The 18,838-nt window shown below is 54.1% G+C and carries 15 protein-coding genes and 2 pseudogenes; 7 read left to right on the plus strand and 10 right to left on the minus strand.

Annotation, left to right across the window (positions count from 1 at the left end):
- Positions 1-371 precede the first annotated feature (371 nt).
- From G7090_RS19815 to G7090_RS19835, 5 genes and pseudogenes are all read right to left on the minus strand, one after another.
- Positions 372-1,060: pseudogene (locus G7090_RS19815) on the minus strand (IS3 family transposase); the annotation flags it as partial.
- A 90-nt stretch (positions 1,061-1,150) separates the two neighbouring features.
- Positions 1,151-1,579: a hypothetical protein gene (locus tag G7090_RS19820; protein ID WP_017384060.1), complete on the minus strand. Its 429-nt coding sequence runs from the start codon at positions 1,577-1,579 to the stop codon at positions 1,151-1,153.
- Between the two features lie 3 nt (positions 1,580-1,582).
- Entirely contained in the window at positions 1,583-3,700 is a 2,118-nt protein-coding gene (locus G7090_RS19825; protein WP_017384059.1) for a hypothetical protein, read from the minus strand.
- Positions 3,688-5,454, minus strand: a complete 1,767-nt coding sequence (locus tag G7090_RS19830) for a hypothetical protein (protein ID WP_032607906.1) — start codon at positions 5,452-5,454, stop codon at positions 3,688-3,690. The genes G7090_RS19825 and G7090_RS19830 overlap by 13 nt, the downstream gene beginning before the upstream one ends.
- The gene (locus tag G7090_RS19835; RefSeq protein WP_007897923.1) at positions 5,441-6,688 is read right to left on the minus strand and encodes a site-specific integrase; all 1,248 of its coding nucleotides are present in this window, start codon (positions 6,686-6,688) and stop codon (positions 5,441-5,443) included. Before G7090_RS19835 ends, G7090_RS19830 begins: the two co-directional genes overlap by 14 nt.
- A gap of 613 nt (positions 6,689-7,301) precedes the next feature.
- Between G7090_RS19835 and G7090_RS19840 the strand changes: the two genes are divergently transcribed.
- Positions 7,302-7,937, plus strand: a complete 636-nt coding sequence (locus G7090_RS19840; protein ID WP_023279901.1) for a hypothetical protein — start codon at positions 7,302-7,304, stop codon at positions 7,935-7,937.
- A 135-nt stretch (positions 7,938-8,072) separates the two neighbouring features.
- On the opposite strand, the pseudogene G7090_RS19845 reads toward G7090_RS19840, so the two are convergent.
- The 5 genes and pseudogenes from G7090_RS19845 to G7090_RS19865 all read right to left on the minus strand — a co-directional run.
- Positions 8,073-9,248: pseudogene (locus G7090_RS19845) on the minus strand (YgiQ family radical SAM protein); the annotation flags it as partial.
- Between the two features lie 163 nt (positions 9,249-9,411).
- Entirely contained in the window at positions 9,412-10,824 is a 1,413-nt protein-coding gene (gene ftsP / locus G7090_RS19850) for a cell division protein FtsP (RefSeq protein ID WP_106995823.1), read from the minus strand.
- 59 nt (positions 10,825-10,883) lie between these two features.
- Entirely contained in the window at positions 10,884-11,621 is a 738-nt protein-coding gene (plsC, locus tag G7090_RS19855; protein ID WP_106995824.1) for a 1-acylglycerol-3-phosphate O-acyltransferase, read from the minus strand.
- A gap of 122 nt (positions 11,622-11,743) precedes the next feature.
- The gene (gene parC / locus G7090_RS19860) at positions 11,744-14,002 is read right to left on the minus strand and encodes a DNA topoisomerase IV subunit A (protein ID WP_166184017.1); all 2,259 of its coding nucleotides are present in this window, start codon (positions 14,000-14,002) and stop codon (positions 11,744-11,746) included.
- 119 nt (positions 14,003-14,121) lie between these two features.
- Positions 14,122-14,523, minus strand: coding sequence for a YgiW/YdeI family stress tolerance OB fold protein (locus G7090_RS19865; RefSeq protein ID WP_106995826.1), 402 nt, complete (start codon positions 14,521-14,523; stop codon positions 14,122-14,124).
- A gap of 138 nt (positions 14,524-14,661) precedes the next feature.
- Between G7090_RS19865 and qseB the strand changes: the two genes are divergently transcribed.
- From qseB to G7090_RS19895, 6 genes are all read left to right on the plus strand, one after another.
- Positions 14,662-15,321, plus strand: coding sequence for a quorum sensing response regulator transcription factor QseB (gene qseB / locus G7090_RS19870; protein ID WP_166184019.1), 660 nt, complete (start codon positions 14,662-14,664; stop codon positions 15,319-15,321).
- Positions 15,318-16,667, plus strand: a complete 1,350-nt coding sequence (qseC, locus tag G7090_RS19875; RefSeq protein ID WP_166184021.1) for a quorum sensing histidine kinase QseC — start codon at positions 15,318-15,320, stop codon at positions 16,665-16,667. The genes qseB and qseC overlap by 4 nt, the downstream gene beginning before the upstream one ends.
- Before the next feature lie 106 nt (positions 16,668-16,773).
- Complete coding sequence (locus G7090_RS19880; RefSeq protein WP_166184023.1) at positions 16,774-17,355, plus strand: NAD(P)H-dependent oxidoreductase; 582 nt, start codon at positions 16,774-16,776, stop codon at positions 17,353-17,355.
- 29 nt (positions 17,356-17,384) lie between these two features.
- Positions 17,385-17,699, plus strand: a complete 315-nt coding sequence (locus G7090_RS19885) for a putative quinol monooxygenase (protein ID WP_166184025.1) — start codon at positions 17,385-17,387, stop codon at positions 17,697-17,699.
- Positions 17,700-17,836: 137 nt separating this feature from the next.
- Positions 17,837-18,277, plus strand: a complete 441-nt coding sequence (gene lysM / locus G7090_RS19890) for a peptidoglycan-binding protein LysM (RefSeq protein WP_106995830.1) — start codon at positions 17,837-17,839, stop codon at positions 18,275-18,277.
- A gap of 23 nt (positions 18,278-18,300) precedes the next feature.
- Positions 18,301-18,828 carry a hypothetical protein gene (locus G7090_RS19895; protein WP_166184028.1) on the plus strand — a complete coding sequence of 176 codons (528 nt, stop codon included), beginning with the start codon at positions 18,301-18,303 and terminating at the stop codon, positions 18,826-18,828.
- Positions 18,829-18,838: the final 10 nt, after the last annotated feature.

Consider the following 18,838-nt stretch of genomic DNA (forward strand, 5'->3'; position numbering starts at 1 on the left):
GCATACTCGGTGCAAGGACCTGCAGATATTTAAGATGGCGGATAGCTTGTTACAGTGCCGCTGATGACATTCCGACCCTGTTGCCGTCCGGGTAAGATAATACCTCTGACAGCGGTCATAAAAGCCCAACATAATTGTCTTTCGAGCCATATATTAATCGCTCATCGCGCTCTCTTTTTCGAAGAGGTGTCACTTAATCATGATCGGTCAGTACAAAAAGACAGTGCTTTTCCAAATTCCGGACGGTTGTATGCGAAAACGGTGAAGCTCAACAAATGGTGTCATCGCTGTGCAATGCTCTGCGGGCTCATTCTTTCAGTTAACTGTTTGGTTACAGCTTCAATGAAGTATTTCAGTTAATTCACAGCGAGGGTTTGAGGAAACCACGCTGTGATTACCCAACGCTCATCCGGAGCATCCGGATTGAACTGTCGCTGGAGCTTGTTGGGCGACACGATACTGGCCTCGCCTTTACATGCCCTCGGGCTCCGGTATCCGACCTGAGCCTTTATCCCGACACGTTTCATCAGTCGCCAGACTCTGTTCACTCCGCACTGTTGCCCGCTGTCCCGCAGATCCAGATGGATTTTGCGATAACCATAGACGCATCCCGATTCCAGCCAGAACTGTTTAATCTGTCCTGTCAGTCTCAGGTCTGCCTGATGGCGTTGTGAATGCGGCTGCTGAAGCCAGGCGTAAAAACCACTGGGATGTTCATCCAGCACCCGACAGAGCAGGCGAACAGGCCAGCAATAGGTGTTGTCACGAATAAAGGCGTACCTCAGTCGGACAGCTTTGCGAAGTACGCCGCGGCTTTTTTTAATATGTCCCGTTCGTCGGTAACCCGCTTCAGCTCTTTCTGAAGACGGCGGATCTCGGCCTGAGCATCTGACTGTTCTTTATTAGTGGAAGAATCCGGACCGTAGTTCTTTATCCAGGCGTAAAGGCTGTGGGTGGTGATATCGAGACGCGTTGCAACGCTGGCAACAGAATAACCGCGATCAACAACCTGTTTGACTGCTTCAATTTTAAACTCTTCAGGATAACGCTTACCGCTCATGGGCACCTCTCTTTAAGTCATCTTAAATGACTCTGAGGTGTCTGTTAAACCTGTGGCGATTCACCTCGCGTCCTTCCGTTCAGTATAGCCTCAGTCCCTGACACCACCCGAGAACGGAATGACGTCCCCTTTCTCCCTCCCGGTGTTGCGTTCAAGCTCCCTGACATACTGCTGTAAAAGTATAAGGTTATGTAACAGCTCTACATTTTCAGCCATCATCTTTTTGATTTCTTCCCTCAGCTCATTTCTCTGACGGCGATACTTTTCTTTCAGCTTGATCTGCTGCTCAATGCCCTGCTCATCAACCGGCGCGGTGCCCTGGCACGTTTTTTTCAGACTGCGGATAGCCTCCCTGACCTGCCTGTACTCAGGACAGTTATAATTCAGGGTGCCGTTTGCCAGCCCCGCTCGTTTTTCCACAGCATACTGGCTGATACGCTCCCCTGATAACATCAGTTCCCTCAGGGCCTGCTCTGCTCTTGCCTGTGTTTTTTTAACCCCCGACTGTTCGTTCGTCATGCTCTATTCATCCTTTTCAAAAAAACGGACAGCATCTGCATAAAAATCTCTCTCAAGCATCAGAAAATCCCTGTCAGCCTGAGGAGCATTATTTCGCACGGCAATCTCCAGAAGGTTGTCATAATGAGCCATCCTGCGTTTCCACACGGGAACAGAATCAGCTCCGGCCAGCATGTTCTCACATCCCGGATTGCAGGACGCTGACTGAACAACCGCCTTAAACTCGCAGTCATGGCCATTCATGCAATAAAAACCGTTTCCAAGAGATACCAGTTTTTGCCCGCCTCGTTTAGCCATGCTCATCGCTTTTTTCAGTGTAGGAAACGTCATCTGATGTAAGTGCCCACCTCTCTGGGACATCAGTAACTTCCCGCCTTCGCCATAAAGCAGGCCTTCATGCTGATAAGAAACAGCCCTGGAAGCTGAGAGTTCGGTATCAACCCTCTCAATCTCGGCAGCGAATGCCTGAGGGATCGCCCGGCTAAAATGCGAAGCGTTGAGTGCACCGGACATATACCACTCCGTCATGCCTCTGATTAAGTGCTTAAACTGCCGGATAAGATCATTAGTAGAAATCAGATCAAGACGCCTGAGGTGTACAGCAAGTGAACGGCGAAACTGATGGGTTCGCAATGGCCAGAAAGCCCCCTCCCGAATCTCCATCGCAACGCGTTCATCATCACGTATGTTTGGATTTAAAAGCCTGAACTCATCAATATGGTCACGTCGGATGAACAGATGGTGTCTTTTCACAAATTTCTTTGCCCACTCAGTCTGGCGCTGCGTCCCCATAAAAGAGAGTTTTTGCTCCGAGAACCACGACCTGATATTTAAAGACAATGGAACATTGTCCAGCGTCTTCCCGTCCAGGCCTGTCATGATTTGATTAATTCTGCGTAAATGCTGAAAAGGCTTTTCCACATAGCGACAAACAACCCAGTCTTCGTGACTTCCACCTTCCGGGGCGAACTTATGCAACACCGAACGAAGTCCCAGGATATCACCATCATAAATCAGTGAACCGTGCATCACGCCAAGCACTTCGCTGTGTCTCATCCCCGACATGGCCTGTATCACATTCATGACTTTTAACGTCAGCTCAAAATGCCAGGTGTTCAGCTTTATGTGATCAACGCCAATAAAATCAGATCTCCAGCGCTTATTTTTATGTACCGAGAACCAGCCCTGCATCCCGGGGCCAAGTGTCGCGAAAAGCGCCCGAATTTCCCCGGCAACAATATTGTAGTAATACGCGGCCCGGTAATCCGGTATGCTTTTTGCTGTCCCTCTTTTACGGGCTTCCAGCATCGACGTATAGTAAGGCGAATCATAAAAACCGTTTATGATAGCGCACAGCCGGGAAAACCCGTCAAAATCGAAATCACTGATTTCAGCATCCAGTTCAGTAATCAGCCCTTCCCAGACAGACATCATAAGACTGAAAGGCATACAATATGTCTGGTTTGAATCATCCACACTGTTGTAACTGTCGAAGCTAATATCAGGAAAGTAACCGTATTTTCGAAGACGGGTATGACCTGTCAGCGAGATATCCGCCAGGTCCATAAAGTAATTACGTAATGTTCTTTCAGAACGCTTCCTGCCGTGCTCATCCTCCTCCTTCATCTTTACAATGAAAGCATTCCGGACAAGCGGAAAACGAAGCTGAAACAGACTGCGATACCCCATAGACTCAATAATACGGGCTCCCGCCACAATGTTTGCACATTTCCGGATCAGGGACTGCGTCTTCGCGGTCCTGCCGACAATCCAGAGCAGGCTGGCTGAGATGATTTTGGCTTCAAGACGCAGTTCAGGATCCCGTATGCCTGAAAAATTAACGGTTCTTAACGTTTCACCAATATGGGTTCTGACATAGCGATTGGTCCAGACATCATCCCTGAAATAAATATTCAGCGTCTCCTCATTGATAAAACGCATATCATGTTCATCTGAGCTGGCGATAACCAGGCAGTTATTCAGACGTTCAAAGCTTTTGTTTTCTAGTGCCTCACAGATGATATCCTCAGTCGGAAACTCATCCCCTGAACGAAGCGGCGTTCCGGCAGGAAACTCCGCCATTCGACTACGGCTTACCTCTTTTTTCTTCAAATCTGCCATACCGGAGCCACACCTTCTCGCTGAAGTTTAACGCGCGCTTTTTTCAGGATCGCCTCATCTACCAGCCCAAGCCGTAAATCAATCTTCAGGAGTAACGTTTCATAACGCTCCACAGCATTGACCGAACCGATGTACAACGGTTTTCCATACTCGATAGCATGCCTGAATGACAGCAGGAGCCATACAGACTCCAGCGTTTCCACAACGCAACTTTTTGAACATTCGACACAATGAGAAAAATCCGCACAAGCCTTTGGTGTCCGGCCAAATCGTTTTTGCTTTTTTATAAAGCGCAATTCAATATCTGTAGGCGGCTCCTGCGATCGACATCCCAGGCCATTCAATAAAAGATCCACACCCTCATCGCTTCCACGCAGATCGATCCCCAGCTCATCAGCAACTTTTACCCGCTCGGATAACGCACGTGTCGCAATCCCCTGATTCATAAGCGTATCAAGTGCAGCACTGAAGTTTTCCTTCGCCCCCTGTGGGTTACCTGCAGCATAATTCCGCCTGTAAGTGCCCCAGTTATGCTGTGCTTTTTCCGCCGTAATCAGACCATTCTTTAATGTTCTGTCCGTATACTGCTCAGACGTTTTGCGCAAGCCAGAAACGGTAATTGATGGAAGCGAGGGATTAAGCTGCCGCATCGTGGCCCACGCCCCCTCAGAGTTAGAAAATTTAGTCAGATGACTGGGATTAAGAGAATAAAGCTTACGGAATTTCACCTGCGGCTCACTCAGAAACAGCGCCTGTACCGGAGGGAAGTTATCTGCGGAAACCAGATAGTTAACGATGTCGTCCCTGAGCCTGATAAAAGACAGAAACCAGTAATAGCCCGCACGTTTGGTCACATACTCCGATTTACCTATCGTCAGACGTATATACTTATTCGCTCTCCCCTTATAAACATAATCAGTGCTGATACCCTTTTCATCCAGATGTATATCATCCCGCGTCAGACCCAGAACCTGAGAGGTGTTTCCCCATGTGTGGTAACAGAACAGAAAAAAAGAAGTAAGAAAGTAATTTTCCAGAACGTCCCTGATGATGATCTCTGCCCTGCTGACCCCGTTCTCTCCCGGATACCGGAAATACGCTTCATAAACAGGTGCCAGCAAAGACGGTGAGAAATGCCGCACCCCTTTTTCCGATTTAGCGATATGCTCCCGGATACATCCCGCAAGGAACTCATTCATGGATGACAACTGCCTCAGGATCTCGGAAAGTTCATTCCTGGTATAGCTATCCCTTCCCTGCTGCTGATACGTTCCTTTCGGTAAGAATTCATATTCATACCGCCTCTGAATCTGCCCGCCCGTAAGCAAAAACCGGTTGACCACGGACAAGTAGTGTCTTGCCATCCTGACTGAAATTTTTCGCCGACGAATATCGTTCATGAGATGTTTAATATACATTTCAACGCCTTCAGCCGTGCCATAGTCATACTGATTGACTGACTGCCATATAAAAAACATATTGAGATAACGGAAAATGGTTAACCTTCCGGCGGGACGGTAAGACAGAAGAAATCGTTTCAGAGAGGCAATAAAATCGCGTTTTTCAGGGCGGGCAAGATGCGAATGTTCACTAAACCATCCGGGGAGCAACACATAATCTGAAAAATGAGCCTGAAGATAAACGTCAAGTAAATAATATCGGTTCAGATCCCGCTGAGTGATGTGTCCGCTGACCGTCTCCCATGACAGCACATTTTCGGCCATCCACGTTATCTGCGTTTCACTCCGGCTCATATATGGCTCCATCGCGACCTGCAGCACCGTCAATCAATGCGTCCATGACCCCGGCGACTGCATCAGAAATCTGGTTTTGCTGAAGAAAGACGATGTATTTCATCGTCGTATTTTCGCTTTTATGGCCCATCCAGTATTTTACTGTACCCAGCGCATTTGCGGCCTGATCGGGATAGCAACTCAGTGCCGAGCGTAAAAAATGGGTCGCAAACGTTGCCCGCAAATCATGGGGTTTATGTCTGAACACATTTCCCGGAGCAGACCGGGCCAGGCGATGGCGAAAACTGTACCAGCGGGAGTAAAAGGCTTTTTCAGACATCCGTTTCCCGTTTGCCATTAAAAATAAAGGCTCGTGCCGCCCTTCCCCACCCTGTCGTGCACGCCATTTTTGGATCTTCTTTTCATACTCCTCATCCGCCAGATAATCCAGAACCTGCTCGTACAATCGTCTGGTGATGAAGAGTTCTCGCGTCATCCCAAACTTCGTATGAACTCCGCATCTCGGACCAATATGAAGCCCCCTGATGGTCAACTCAGATACAGGGACACTGGCAAGGTACTCTTCAGTAAAGAGTGACGACGGCAGGGTCAGCATTTCATCCAGCCGTAACCCACAATTTTTCATCAGCACAATCATTAAACTGAACAACCCGGACTCAGATTTCAGTGCCTCATCCAGGATATGAACCTCTGCATCATTCAGTGGGTTGATTGTCCTTTTTGTTGTGCTGGTTATCCTGATGGCAAGATCCGAACTTATCACCTTGCGTCGCCCGTCAACGACTTTTTCGACCAACGTAAAAAATGAGCTGGCAGCCAGCTCACCACACTTGCCCAGAAATACGTAAAACCGTCGGATAACGCTGATGTACACCGCCGCGGTGGATGAGGCGATGCGCCCCTGCCTTACGGCCCCCAGAAGATACTCCCTGAAGCCATATGTAGGGCTTTGGTATTTCAACGTTCCCGGGGTGAAAGGGTCAAGTCCGTTATCCTCCAGCCACCTTATCCAGCGTAAAAATGCCCGGGCTAAAGGCTTTAAATCCCTGGCCTGCAGGATAGCTTTATCCATAAGATAAAAGTGTACATATCGGCTCAGTTTTCGATTCTGGATGCCGCTAATATAAGGTATTTCAGCATACAGAAATCCGGGTTCAAATTTCAGTTTCGGCTCTGTTGCATCCAGTTTGCTGACACGCCCATAACGCGCATGAATGTTAGTGATTATCCTCACAGTCTGTCGCCCTGAAACGCCACCTCATGCCTACACTATAAATCCGGAAGAAGAAAAAACAAACAACCAGGTTGCCGGGAGTGAATATGCAAATCAGGAGGAAAGTAAAAGATGTAACGACACCATCACGATGCAATACATTGACCTCAACACGTTACCCGGACCATACGTGATAAACATCACAAATCCTTTGAGTGAAGAACTTAAGATGTGATTTTCATTTCCCGGCACAAACCGTGCCCTTAAAAAACAGGCAACGGATACATCTTAATGCCAGAAGTAAACCTTAATTGATTGAATACAGCCTGAGTCCATTGCAAAAATAACACACAGGGTAAATTCGCATATACAGAACCCAACGAAAAGCAAAAGAAACCTGTAACACATTTCGTTTACCTGTCACTTTCAATTGTAAAAGCCAGCAGAAAAAGCGCATATAACTATATTTATCCCTGCGGGGACTTTTGTTTGTGCTATATATTTTTTACAGAGAACCGCAACGCGTCCAAACACAAGAATATATTTACCTCTGGAAAATGGTCTGACTCCCTTTCACGTGGTTGTAGTGACCTGTTCTGTGATTCATGTAATGTCTTTTCTGGATGAGGAAAATATGTCATCACTGATATTTTATACAGACGAAGCACAAGCACTGATTGTAACAGATACCCTTGCCGTCACCGATAATGGGGAGCCGTTATCTTTTGTTTCCAAAGCAGGTTACATCCCCCAGCTAAGAACCATCATAGCAGGTACGGGGGCAGGTGGATTTTCTAACACCTGGTTGCTTGAAGCATCAACCAGAATGGTCGTATCAGGTATACAAAATCTCAATTATCATACATCGGCCTGTCTAAGGAGGCTGTGGAAACAATACAAGCATGACCATGCAATTCCCTCTTCTTCAACGGTGACAACCAGTGTTTATCAGTTCGCAATTTGCGAGGAAACAGGAAATATCGTTTCGTTCGCCTATCGCTCAGTCCATGATTTCGAATCAGAGCAATTACAATACGGAACAGGAGTAAAACCTGAGTGCCAAATCCTGGATGGGGATTTGTTGCAGACAATTCCTGTAATGATGAATGAACAAAGGGCTATACAGGCGACATACTCACACCCGGAACGGATCCATATTGGCGGTGAGATGATTGCGCATTATCTGACATCATCTATGTATCAATGCTTTAAGATTGGGGAATTTGAGGATTTCAGAACTCAGGGAGAGTATATATTGAGCAGGATTTAGGCAAAACGCGGTTCAGATAAAGTGCTTTTAACAGGCTTGCTGAACATTAAAAGGATATCTCTCAATTACGATGAATAGCTTGAATTCTAAAAATAGAAAAGTAGAGTTTAACTCTAAATACATAAAAACAAGAGTAAAGGAGCACCCGCCGAAACAGCCGCGCATGATGTTGATCGAGAAGCGGATCATCTCATAGGCCGGAATGCGGCTGTCACCGTATGAAGGGTGCGGCACACGCTTGTACGGCAGGGCAAAGACGCTGTCCATCTCTTCGGTAGAGAGCGGGATGGCCGGCGGGTTGACCCAGATATAGCGCTCGCCGTGCTTTTGCATCAGCGCACGGGCACAGCCCGGGTTGGTTTCGTGGTGCAGGATTCGGGAAGCGTGAGCGTAAAGCACTTTGTCCGCTTTGACTTTCTCAAAGGACGGCAGCAGCACGTAGGTCTTTTCCCACGGCTTGGGACGCGGCGGCTGAACGGTGATCGCTTTAGCTTCGGCTTTCTTCGGCTCGACCGGTTTGTTATCCGCGCACGGCAGATCGTCGCCATACGGGTGCGGGATCGGGTCGATTTTGCCCGGCATATCGATGATACGGGAATCCACCCCGCTCCAGCCCGGCAGGGCCTCTTTCACCATGATCGCGGTATTACGCACGTCGCGGATGTTGCCTACCGGCTCGCCCTGAGAGAGACGGTGGGCCACTTCCACCAGCGGACGCTCACCGTTGCCGAAGATCAGCATGTCGGCTTTGGAGTCCACCAGCACCGAACGGCGCACGGTATCAGACCAGTAGTCGTAATGGGCGGTACGGCGCAGGCTCGCTTCGATGCCACCCAGGATGACCGGCACGTCTTTCCATGCTTCTTTGCATCGTTGGGTGTAGACGAGTGTCGCGCGGTCCGGACGCTTGCCCGCCACGTTATCCGCGGTGTAGGCATCGTCGTGACGCAGTTTGCGGTCGGCGGTGTAACGGTTGATCATCGAGTCCATGTTGCCCGCGGTGACGCCGAAGAACAGGTTCGGTTTACCGAGGCGCATAAAGTCCTCTTTGCTGTTCCAGTCCGGCTGGGCAATGATCCCGACGCGGAAGCCCTGGGCTTCAAGCATGCGACCGCAGATCGCCATGCCAAAGCTCGGGTGATCGACGTAGGCATCGCCGGTCACCAGAATAATGTCGCAGCTGTCCCAGCCAAGTTGGTCCATCTCTTCACGAGACATCGGCAGGAACGGCGCCGGTCCAAAGCAGGCCGCCCAGTACTGGGGCCAGGAGAAGAGGTCACGATCCGGCTGGATCAGGGAAATTGCGCTCATAATGCTTCCGAAGAAAAAATAGACAAAAGGAGCGGGATTATACGCTGGAACAATGTGGGAAATGAAGGAGTATTGTGCGGGGTTTTTAACGCCGGGTGGCGGCTTCGCCTTACCCGGCCTACAAGCCCGTAGGCCGGGTAAGCGCAGCGCCACCCGGCACGTTCTACGGTGCCGGATTGACCAACATTTGTCCTACCGAGCCCCTGTCCATCATCTCCAGCGTCTGGCTGTGGAACAGGAACGGGAAGTGCGGCCAGGAGGGCTGACTGTAATAGACCAGCAGTTCAACCTGCCCGTCGACCCAGACGGTATCTTTCCAGCCCCGGTCTTCCGGGAACGGCATGGCGCCGTTGACGTTACGCACCAGGAACTTCACCCCTTCGATATGGAATGACTGCGGCATGTCGGCGCGTACCGTCCAGCGCTCCCAGGTGCCCTGCTGGGCGGTGATATCAATGCGGTTCACATCCCACAGCTGGCCGTTAATGCCCGGATCGTCACCGAGGCTGATATCCCGGCTGCGCACCGGCGTCCCGCTCAGAACCTCGTCCGGGAGCAGGCGCATCGGCAGGGTATCGGTCACCAGCGGCAACAGCCCGGTTGGTCGCAGGGTCAACACCAGGGTCGACACCAGAATGCTCGAGGGTTCAAAGAAGCCGCGCAGGCGGTCAACGATGCTCGCCGCCTCGCCGCAGGTGATCGACACTTCATCGCCGTTGGTCATATCCACCAGGATTTCGCGCCGCTCGCCCGGCGCCAGCGCCAGCTGCTTAACCGGTACCGGGGCTGGTAAGAAGCCCTGATCCCCGGCAATCACGTGCAGCGCCCGGCCATCGCTCATCTGCAGCTGATAGCGGCGCGAGTTGGATGCATTCAGAAGACGCAGGCGCACCCAGCCGCGGGAGACTTCGACATACGGGCTTTGCGCGCCGTTCACCAACAGCGTGTCACCGACAAAGCCGCCGCTGCCCGGCTCGCTGTACTCCGGCGTACCGAAGTTATCCAGCCGCTTGTCCTGAATGATAATTGGGAAGTCGTCGACCCCGTAATGATTCGGGATCGGCAGAGATTTGCTGACCTCATCTTCCACCAGCCACATCCCCGCCAGGCCGGTATAGACCTGCTGCGCGGTGCGGTTAGGCGTGTTGGCGTGATACCAGAGGGTGGCGGCGTTCTGGCGAATCGGCAGAACCGGCGCCCAGTCGGCGCTCGGGGACATCATGCGTGGCGCGCCGCCCAGCAGCGGGCCCGGCACCTGCAAACCGCTGACGGTCATGGCAACGTTCTCCGCCAGACGGTTGCTGTAGATCAGTTTGACGTCATCGCCGCTCCAGACGCGCACGGTCGGGCCAAGGTAGCGCCCGTTAACGCCCCAGACATTAGCCCGCGTCCCCTGGGTGAACGACCAGTGGGAGCGCTGTAACGTCAGGAACAGCGGCTGACCACGACGGGACTCGAGTAACGGCGGGATGGGCAGCGGCTGTTGCTGCCCGGCGGCGTTTGCCCTCAGCGGAACCGCACCTGCACAAAGGGCGATACCCGATGCCTGAATAAACTGACGGCGACTGAGTGACATATTAGCTCCATGGATAAACGTACTAACAACGCGGGAATTCGTTTTCCCTTCAGGCCGGCTTAAACCCTGCCAGCGGCTTCGCGCTCTGCGACTTCTTTATCGAGCTCAGCGATTTTATTCAGCATTAATTCGCGGCAATGGGCCGCCAGCTCACGCACCTGATCTTTGCCATATTTACTGACATCGACCGGCGGCAGCATCTCGACGATCACCAGGCCGTTACGCAGGCGGTTGAGGTTAATCTTATTCGATGTGTTGGAAACACACACCGGAATAATCGGTACACCTGCCGCAATTGCGGCGTGAAACGCGCCAGTTTTGAACGGCAGCAGGCCGCGGCCGCGGCTGCGGGTCCCTTCCGGGAACATCCAGATGGAGATCCTGCGCTTTTTGAAGTGGTTCACCACCTCGGCAATGGTGCCGTGCGCTTTGGCGCGGTTGTTACGATCGATCAGCAGGTTGCCGGTCAGCCAGTAGAGCAGGCCAAAGAACGGCACCCACAGCAGGCTTTTTTTGCCCACGGTCACGGTTGGCGGCTGGACAATTTTGGCGGCGGTGATCATATCGTAGTTGTTCTGATGGTTACCGATATAGATAGCGTTGCCGTGCTTCTCTACCCCTTCCGGCAGACGCGTCTCGACTTTCACACCAAACAGCGGCCCCAGACGGGCAAACATGTGGCCAAAGGTGGCAACATGCTTTGGATTGCGCGGGCTGAACAGGCAGTAAATACAGCCGAAAATACAGACCAGAATGCAGTAAATCACGGCAAGAATGGAACGAACAATTAATAGCATAGCGACCTCAAAAACCCCTGACAGCTGACGATTATACTGCAACTGTAAGCGGGTAACTCTTTTGTTTTTATAACGGATGTTTTACGCGAGACCCCCTCCTGAACGGAGGGGGAGGTGCTCTGTTACGCTTCGTTATCGCCCGCTTTAGCGCGGTGCGGCGAGTCGATCTCCACGCGTTCAATGCGTTGCAGGCCACGCATCAGCGACCCTTTGCGTCCACGTTCGCCGACCACTTTCTGCAGCTCCTCCGGACGCATTTTGATTTTGCGTTTGCCCATGTGGATGGTCAGAGTGCTCTGCGGCGGCAGAATAAAGAGGTGCGCCAGGCTGTCTTCGCCTGCGGCCGCGTCCGCCGTCGGGATGTTGATGATCTTGTTGCCCTTCCCTTTCGACAGCTGCGGCAGATCGCTGAGCGGGAACATCAGCATGCGGCCTGCGGCAGAGATAGCCAGCAACATATCGCTCTCGTTTTCAATCACCAGCGGCGTCATGACGCGGGCATTTTCCGGCAGGCTAATCAACGCCTTGCCCGCACGGTTACGCGATACCAGATCGTTAAAGGTACAGATGAAGCCGTAGCCCGCATCGGAGGCCAGCAGCAGCTTCTGCTCATCGCTTTCCATCAGCATGTGCTCAACCGTGGCACCCGGCGGCAGCGTCAACTTGCCGGTCAGCGGCTCGCCCTGCCCGCGCGCCGACGGCAGCGTTATCGGATCGATGGCGTAGCTGCGTCCGGTGGTGTCGATAAAGGCCACTGGCTGGTTGCTCTTACCCTTCACCGCGGCTTTGAAGCTGTCCCCCGCTTTGTAACTCAGGCCCGGGGCGTCGATGTCGTGACCCTTGGCGCTGCGTACCCAGCCGCTTTGTGACAGCACGATGGTCACCGGCTCGGACGGCAGCATGTCATGCTCGTTCATCGCTTTCGCTTCTTCGCGCTCGTGCAGCGGAGAACGACGATCGTCACCGAAGGCTTCGGCATCCGCCTGCAGCTCTTTCTTCAGCAGGTTGTTCATCTTACGGTCGGAGGCGAGGATCGCCTGCAGCTGATCGCGCTCTTTTTCCAGCTCATTCTGCTCACCGCGGATCTTCATCTCTTCCAGTTTGGCGAGATGGCGCAGTTTCAGCTCGAGGATCGCTTCAGCCTGGGTTTCGCTGATGCCAAAGCGCGACATCAACGCCGGCTTCGGCTCATCCTCGGTACGAATGATCTCGATCACTTCGTCGATATTGAGGAACGCCACCAGCAAACCTTCAAGGATATGCAGGCGCTTAAGCACTTTTTCCAGACGGTGATTAAGACGACGGCGCACCGTATCCCGACGGAAGGTCAGCCACTCGGTGAGGATCTCCAGCAGGTTTTTCACCGCCGGACGACCGTCGAGGCCGATCATGTTCAGGTTGATACGGTAGCTTTTTTCCAGATCGGTGGTGGCGAACAGGTGGTTCATCACCTGCTCCATGTCCACGCGGTTAGAGCGCGGCACGATCACCAGACGGGTCGGGTTTTCGTGGTCGGATTCATCGCGCAGGTCATCCACCATTGGCAGCTTTTTGTTGCGCATCTGGGCGGCGATCTGCTCCAGCACTTTCGCGCCGGAGACCTGGTGTGGCAGCGCCGTGATCACCACCGCGCCGTCCTCTTTGGTCCACACCGCGCGCATGCGCACCGAGCCGCGACCGTTCTCGTAGATTTTGCGGATTTCCGCGCGGGAGGTGATGATCTCCGCTTCGGTCGGGTAGTCCGGCCCCTGGACGATATCCAGCAGCTCATCCAGCGAGGTTTTCGGCTGTTCAATCAGGGTGATCGCCGCTTTCGCCACTTCACGCAGGTTGTGCGGCGGGATATCCGTCGCCATCCCCACGGCAATGCCGGTGGTGCCGTTCAGCAGGATGTTCGGCAGACGCGCAGGCAGCATTTTCGGCTCCTGCATCGTACCGTCGAAGTTTGGTACCCACTCCACGGTGCCCTGGCCCAGCTCGCTGAGCAGCAGTTCGGCATATTTAGAGAGGCGGGATTCGGTGTAACGCATCGCCGCGAACGACTTCGGATCGTCCGGCGCACCCCAGTTCCCCTGACCGTCGACCAGCGGATAGCGGTACGAGAACGGCTGGGCCATCAACACCATCGCTTCATAACAGGCGCTGTCGCCGTGCGGATGGTATTTACCCAGCACGTCACCGACGGTACGGGCGGATTTTTTAAACTTGGCGCTGGCATTCAGACCCAGCTCAGACATCGCATACACGATGCGGCGCTGAACGGGTTTCAGCCCATCACCGATAAACGGCAACGCCCTGTCCATGATGACGTACATGGAGTAGTTCAGGTAGGCGTTTTCCGTGAATTCATGTAGCGCGAGGCGCTCTGCCATATCGCTCATTAAATGGGATTCCTCAACTCAGAAACCAGTTGGTTTCAGGCAATATTGCCGCAGATACTACCTTATCTGGCGAGTCGAGTCACAAAGAAAAAGGGGCCGAATAGCGGCCCCTTTCCGGGTTATTTGCTGAGCTTGATAACCTGTTTCACGTCGATTTCGAAATCGTTCCACTCTTTATCGACCTTGCCCTGCAGCTCAACCTTATCCTGCGGGGAAATGGTCTGGCCGTTCCAGTGTTTGTTGTCGATCTCAACGTTCACCGTGCCGCTCTCATCGCGGAAGGTATAGCGGTCGTCGGACAGGCGCTCGGTGATGTTACCGCGCAGTTTTACCCAACTGTCGTCCTTCAGATCCTTGACCTTGGCGGCGGTGGTGAGGTTGGCGTCGTTATCGACAAAACCGCCCTGCTGGGTTTGCGTCTGGGTTGCCGTCGCTGACGGGCCATTGAACCCGCCCTGAGCAGCAAACACCGGCGCGGTGGTGATCATCATGATGGCAGCAATCGCAGCATATTTTTTCATCTTAACTCTCCCTTTAATGTCGTTTCGCAATCCATTAAACAGGGTAAACCTTAACAACTTCTTAAGCGGAAAATTTAAATTTTTTTACTGTACAGCCGGGCGTGACAGAGGGTTTACTGGCCGCAACAGGGAGGGAACATGCGCATTTTACTGGTAGAAGACGACAAGCTGATCGGCGACGGCATCAAGGCCGGGCTGACAAAACTGGGCTTCAGCGTGGACTGGTTTACCGAGGGTGAAACCGGCAGAGCGGCGCTCTACAGCGCCCCCTATGACGCGGTGGTGCTCGACCTGACCCTGCCCGGCATCGACGGGCTGCAGATCCTGCGCGAATGGCGGGAACAGGGCCGCAGCGAGCCGGTGCTGATCCTCACCGCGCGGGATGCGCTCAACCAGCGCGTCGAGGGGCTGCGTCTCGGGGCCGACGACTATCTCTGTAAACCCTTCGCGCTGATCGAAGTGGCCGCCCGCCTTGAGGCGCTGGTGCGCCGCAGCCACGGTCAGGCGCACAGCGAATTGCGCCACGGCGGCGTCACGCTCGATCCCACCCGGCTGGTGGCCAGCCTTAATGGCGAAACCCTGGTGCTCAAGCCGAAAGAGTTCGCCCTGCTGGAGCTGTTAATGCGCAACGCGGGCCGGGTGCTGCCGCGCAAGCTGATTGAAGAGAAGCTCTATACCTGGGACGACGATGTCTCCAGTAATGCCATAGAGGTCCACGTCCACCATCTGCGCCGCAAGCTCGGCAGCGATTTTATCCGCACCGTGCACGGCATCGGTTATACCCTGGGTGATGCATGAAACTGACCCAACGCCTGAGCCTCAAGCTGCGCCTGACGCTGCTGTTCCTCGTCCTGTCGCTGACGGCGTGGTTTGCCGCCAGCCTTGTCGCCTGGCAGCAGACCAGCGAGAAGCTCGATAAGCTGTTCGACACCCAGCAGATGCTGTTTGCTAAACGGCTCCTGACCATGGATCTGGATGAGATCCGCGCCCCGGAGCGGATGCGCGAGGTGCCGAAAAAAGCGAAACACGGGCATCTGGATGACGATGCGCTGGCCTTCGCCATCTACACCCCCGACGGCAAAATGGTGCTTAACGACGGCGAAAACGGGCGCGAGATCCCGTATCACTATCGTCGGGAAGGGTTTGATAACGGCCAGCTCAACGACGACAACGACGACTGGCGCTTCTTATGGCTTACCGCACCGGACGGCAAGTACCGGGTAGTGGTGGGTCAGGAGCGGGAGTACCGCCAGGAGATGGCGCTGGACGTGGTGAGATCCCAGCTCACTCCGTGGCTGGTGGCCCTGCCGGCGATGCTGCTGGTGCTGATCGTTCTGTTGAGCCGTGAACTCTGGCCGCTGAAAAAGCTGGCGCAAACCCTGCGCGCTCGCTCCCCCGATGCCACCGACCAGCTGCCGACGCACGGGGTGCCCGCGGAGGTCAGCCCGCTGGTGGAGGCGCTGAATCAGCTTTTCGCCCGCACCGGGGAGATGATGGCCCGCGAGCGCCGCTTTACCTCGGATGCCGCCCACGAGCTGCGCAGCCCGCTAACCGCCCTGAAAGTGCAGACCGACGTCGCGCAGCTCTCGCTGGACGACCCGCAGGCGCAGGCGAAAGCCCTGGACCAGCTGCACGCCGGGATCGACCGGGCATCAAGGCTGGTTGAGCAGCTCCTGACGCTGTCGCGCCTGGATTCGCTGGAAAATCTGGACGATGTCGAACCCCTTAAGCTGGCCGATTTACTCCAGTCGGCGGTGATGGATATCTATCACCCGGCGCAGCAGGCCGGGATCGAGATCCGCCTCCATATTCACGACCCGCAGGTCACCCGCACCGGGCAGCAGCTACTCCTGAGCCTGCTGGTGCGTAACCTGCTGGATAACGCCGTGCGCTACAGTCCGCGCGGCAGTGTGGTGGAGGTGACGCTGGATACCCACAGCTTTACCGTACGCGATACCGGCCCGGGTATTGCGCCCGAGGCCCTGGCGCGGATCGGGGAGCGTTTTTATCGCCCGCCCGGCCAGGATCAGACCGGCAGCGGCCTGGGTCTGTCGATCGTCAAGCGCATTGCCACGCTGCACCGGATGCAGGTTTCTCTCCGCAACGGGCAGGATGGCGGGTTTGAGGTCAGGATCGGCTGGTAAGGGATTATTGCTGTTTCAGCAAAAGACTTTGCACATTTTGCTAATTTCACCGCACCGCTGTCGCGCGTAGAATGGCCCTCAGACTCGCTACTCTGAGGACAACTTAATGAGCAATATTCTGATTATCAACGGCGCGAAAAAATTCGCCCACTCTAATGGCCAACTGAATGACACCCTGACCGAGGTCGCGGACGGCTTCCTGCGCGACGCCGGGCATGATGTTAAGGTCGTGCGCACCGACGGTGAGTACGATATCCAGGCCGAAGTGCAGAACTTCCTCTGGGCTGACGTGGTTATCTGGCAGATGCCTGGCTGGTGGATGGGCGCGCCATGGACCGTGAAAAAGTACATGGACGACGTCTTTACCGAAGGTCACGGCGCGCTGTATGCCAGCGACGGCCGCACCCGCTCTGATGCCTCGAAGAAGTACGGCTCCGGCGGCCTGATTCAGGGGAAAAAATATATGCTCTCCCTGACCTGGAACGCCCCGATGGAGGCCTTTACCGACGAAGATCAGTTCTTCCACGGCGTGGGCGTTGACGGTGTTTATCTCCCGTTCCACAAGGCCAACCAGTTCCTGGGGATGGAGGCGCTGCCGACTTTTATCACCAATGACGTGATCAAAATGCCGGATGTGCCACGCTATATCGCAGAATATCGCAAGCATCTCGCGGAAATTTTTGCTTAACTGGTGGCATGTTATCAGGAGAAATGACCATGCTTACCGTTATTGCTGAAATCCGTACCCGCCCAGGTCAACATCACCGTCAGGCGGTGCTGGATGAGTTTGCGAAGATTATCCCGACCGTTTTAGAAGAAGCAGGCTGCCACGGCTACGCGCCAATGGTGGATACCGCCGCTGGCGTCAGCTTCCAGACCACTGCCCCGGACTCCATCGTCATGGTTGAGCAGTGGGAAACCGTGGCCCACCTCGAAGCCCACCTGCAGACCCCGCACATGAAAGCGTGGAGCGAGGCGGTGAAAGGGGATGTTCTGGAAACGCATATTCGTATTCTGGAGCAGGGGGTTTAACCCTCACCCCAGCCCTCTCCCAAAGGGAGAGGGAGAAAATCCCAGGCCCGGTAACGTTACGTTACCGGGCTTTTTTTATCACCTTAAAGCGTAGCTGCTATGCTTATTCCTGATTTCATTGTTATCTGGAGGAAGGAATGGGAATTTTTAACTTCGTTAAAGAAGCCGGTGAAAAGCTGTGGGACAACCTGACCGATCACAAAGGTCAAAGCGATAAAGTCTCTGAGCATCTCAAAAAGCTCAACATACCGGGCGCTGAAAAGGTGCAGGTCAACGTCAACGACGGTAAGGCAGTGGTGACCGGCGACGGGCTCACCCAGGAACAGAAAGAAAAAATTCAGGTCGCGGTGGGTAACATCGCGGGCGTCAGCGAGGTGGAGAACACCATCAACGCCACTGACACCCAGCATGAGGCCACCTACTACACGGTTAAATCGGGCGACACCCTGAGCGCCATCTCCAAAACCGTCTACGGCGACGCGTCGAAATACAACAAAATCTTTGAAGCCAACCGCCCTATGCTCTCCAGCCCGGATAAAATCTATCCAGGACAGACGCTGCGTATCCCTGAAGCCTGATAGCAACGCACAGAGAAAACAGGATGAAGATAGCCTGCCTGGGCTGGGGCTCATTGATATGGAAAAGCGGCTCACTCCCCGTCGCCGGGGAGTGGCACACCGACGGACCGTCGCTGCCCATCGAGTTTTGTCGGGTCAGCGACGGCGGTGAGCTGGCTACCGCCATCTGTATGAATGCCCCTGCCGTGCCGGTGCTCTGGGCGTGGCTCAACGCGGAAACGCTGAGTGTGGCCTGTCAGGCCCTGCGCGAGCGCGAAGGGATCCCTGAGGAGCGCTGCGACGGCATCGGCTCGCTGCTGATCGCCGGTCGCCACACCGGCCTGCTCTCGAGATGGGCGGTGGAGAGAGGCATCGAGGCGGTGATCTGGACCGGATTGCCACCGCGAAGCGCCTCGCTGGAGGGACGGGTACCCACCGTGGACGAAGCCATTGTTTATCTGGACAGTCTGAGCGGTGAGGCCCGCCAGCACGCGCGGGACTATATTGATCAGGTGCCGCAACAAATCGACACCCCCTATCGGCGAGTCATTACTGAAGTGCTGGGGTGGTGATAAGCGCACC

The organism is Leclercia sp. 29361, assembly GCF_011290365.1.
Classification (GTDB): Bacteria; Pseudomonadota; Gammaproteobacteria; order Enterobacterales; family Enterobacteriaceae; genus Enterobacter; species Enterobacter tamurae.

What these genes read in the sequence shown, in the direction of transcription:
- G7090_RS19820 (WP_017384060.1), bottom strand. Translation starts at nt 1,579, where the DNA reads ATGACGAACGAACAGTCGGGGGTTAAAAAAACACAGGCAAGAGCAGAG.
- G7090_RS19825 (WP_017384059.1), bottom strand. Translation starts at nt 3,700, where the DNA reads ATGGCAGATTTGAAGAAAAAAGAGGTAAGCCGTAGTCGAATGGCGGAG.
- G7090_RS19830 (WP_032607906.1), bottom strand. Translation starts at nt 5,454, where the DNA reads ATGAGCCGGAGTGAAACGCAGATAACGTGGATGGCCGAAAATGTGCTG.
- G7090_RS19840 (WP_023279901.1), top strand. Translation starts at nt 7,302, where the DNA reads ATGTCATCACTGATATTTTATACAGACGAAGCACAAGCACTGATTGTA.
- ftsP (WP_106995823.1), bottom strand. Translation starts at nt 10,824, where the DNA reads ATGTCACTCAGTCGCCGTCAGTTTATTCAGGCATCGGGTATCGCCCTT.
- plsC (WP_106995824.1), bottom strand. Translation starts at nt 11,621, where the DNA reads ATGCTATTAATTGTTCGTTCCATTCTTGCCGTGATTTACTGCATTCTG.
- parC (WP_166184017.1), bottom strand. Translation starts at nt 14,002, where the DNA reads ATGAGCGATATGGCAGAGCGCCTCGCGCTACATGAATTCACGGAAAAC.
- G7090_RS19865 (WP_106995826.1), bottom strand. Translation starts at nt 14,523, where the DNA reads ATGAAAAAATATGCTGCGATTGCTGCCATCATGATGATCACCACCGCG.
- qseB (WP_166184019.1), top strand. Translation starts at nt 14,662, where the DNA reads ATGCGCATTTTACTGGTAGAAGACGACAAGCTGATCGGCGACGGCATC.
- qseC (WP_166184021.1), top strand. Translation starts at nt 15,318, where the DNA reads ATGAAACTGACCCAACGCCTGAGCCTCAAGCTGCGCCTGACGCTGCTG.
- G7090_RS19880 (WP_166184023.1), top strand. Translation starts at nt 16,774, where the DNA reads ATGAGCAATATTCTGATTATCAACGGCGCGAAAAAATTCGCCCACTCT.
- G7090_RS19885 (WP_166184025.1), top strand. Translation starts at nt 17,385, where the DNA reads ATGCTTACCGTTATTGCTGAAATCCGTACCCGCCCAGGTCAACATCAC.
- lysM (WP_106995830.1), top strand. Translation starts at nt 17,837, where the DNA reads ATGGGAATTTTTAACTTCGTTAAAGAAGCCGGTGAAAAGCTGTGGGAC.
- G7090_RS19895 (WP_166184028.1), top strand. Translation starts at nt 18,301, where the DNA reads ATGAAGATAGCCTGCCTGGGCTGGGGCTCATTGATATGGAAAAGCGGC.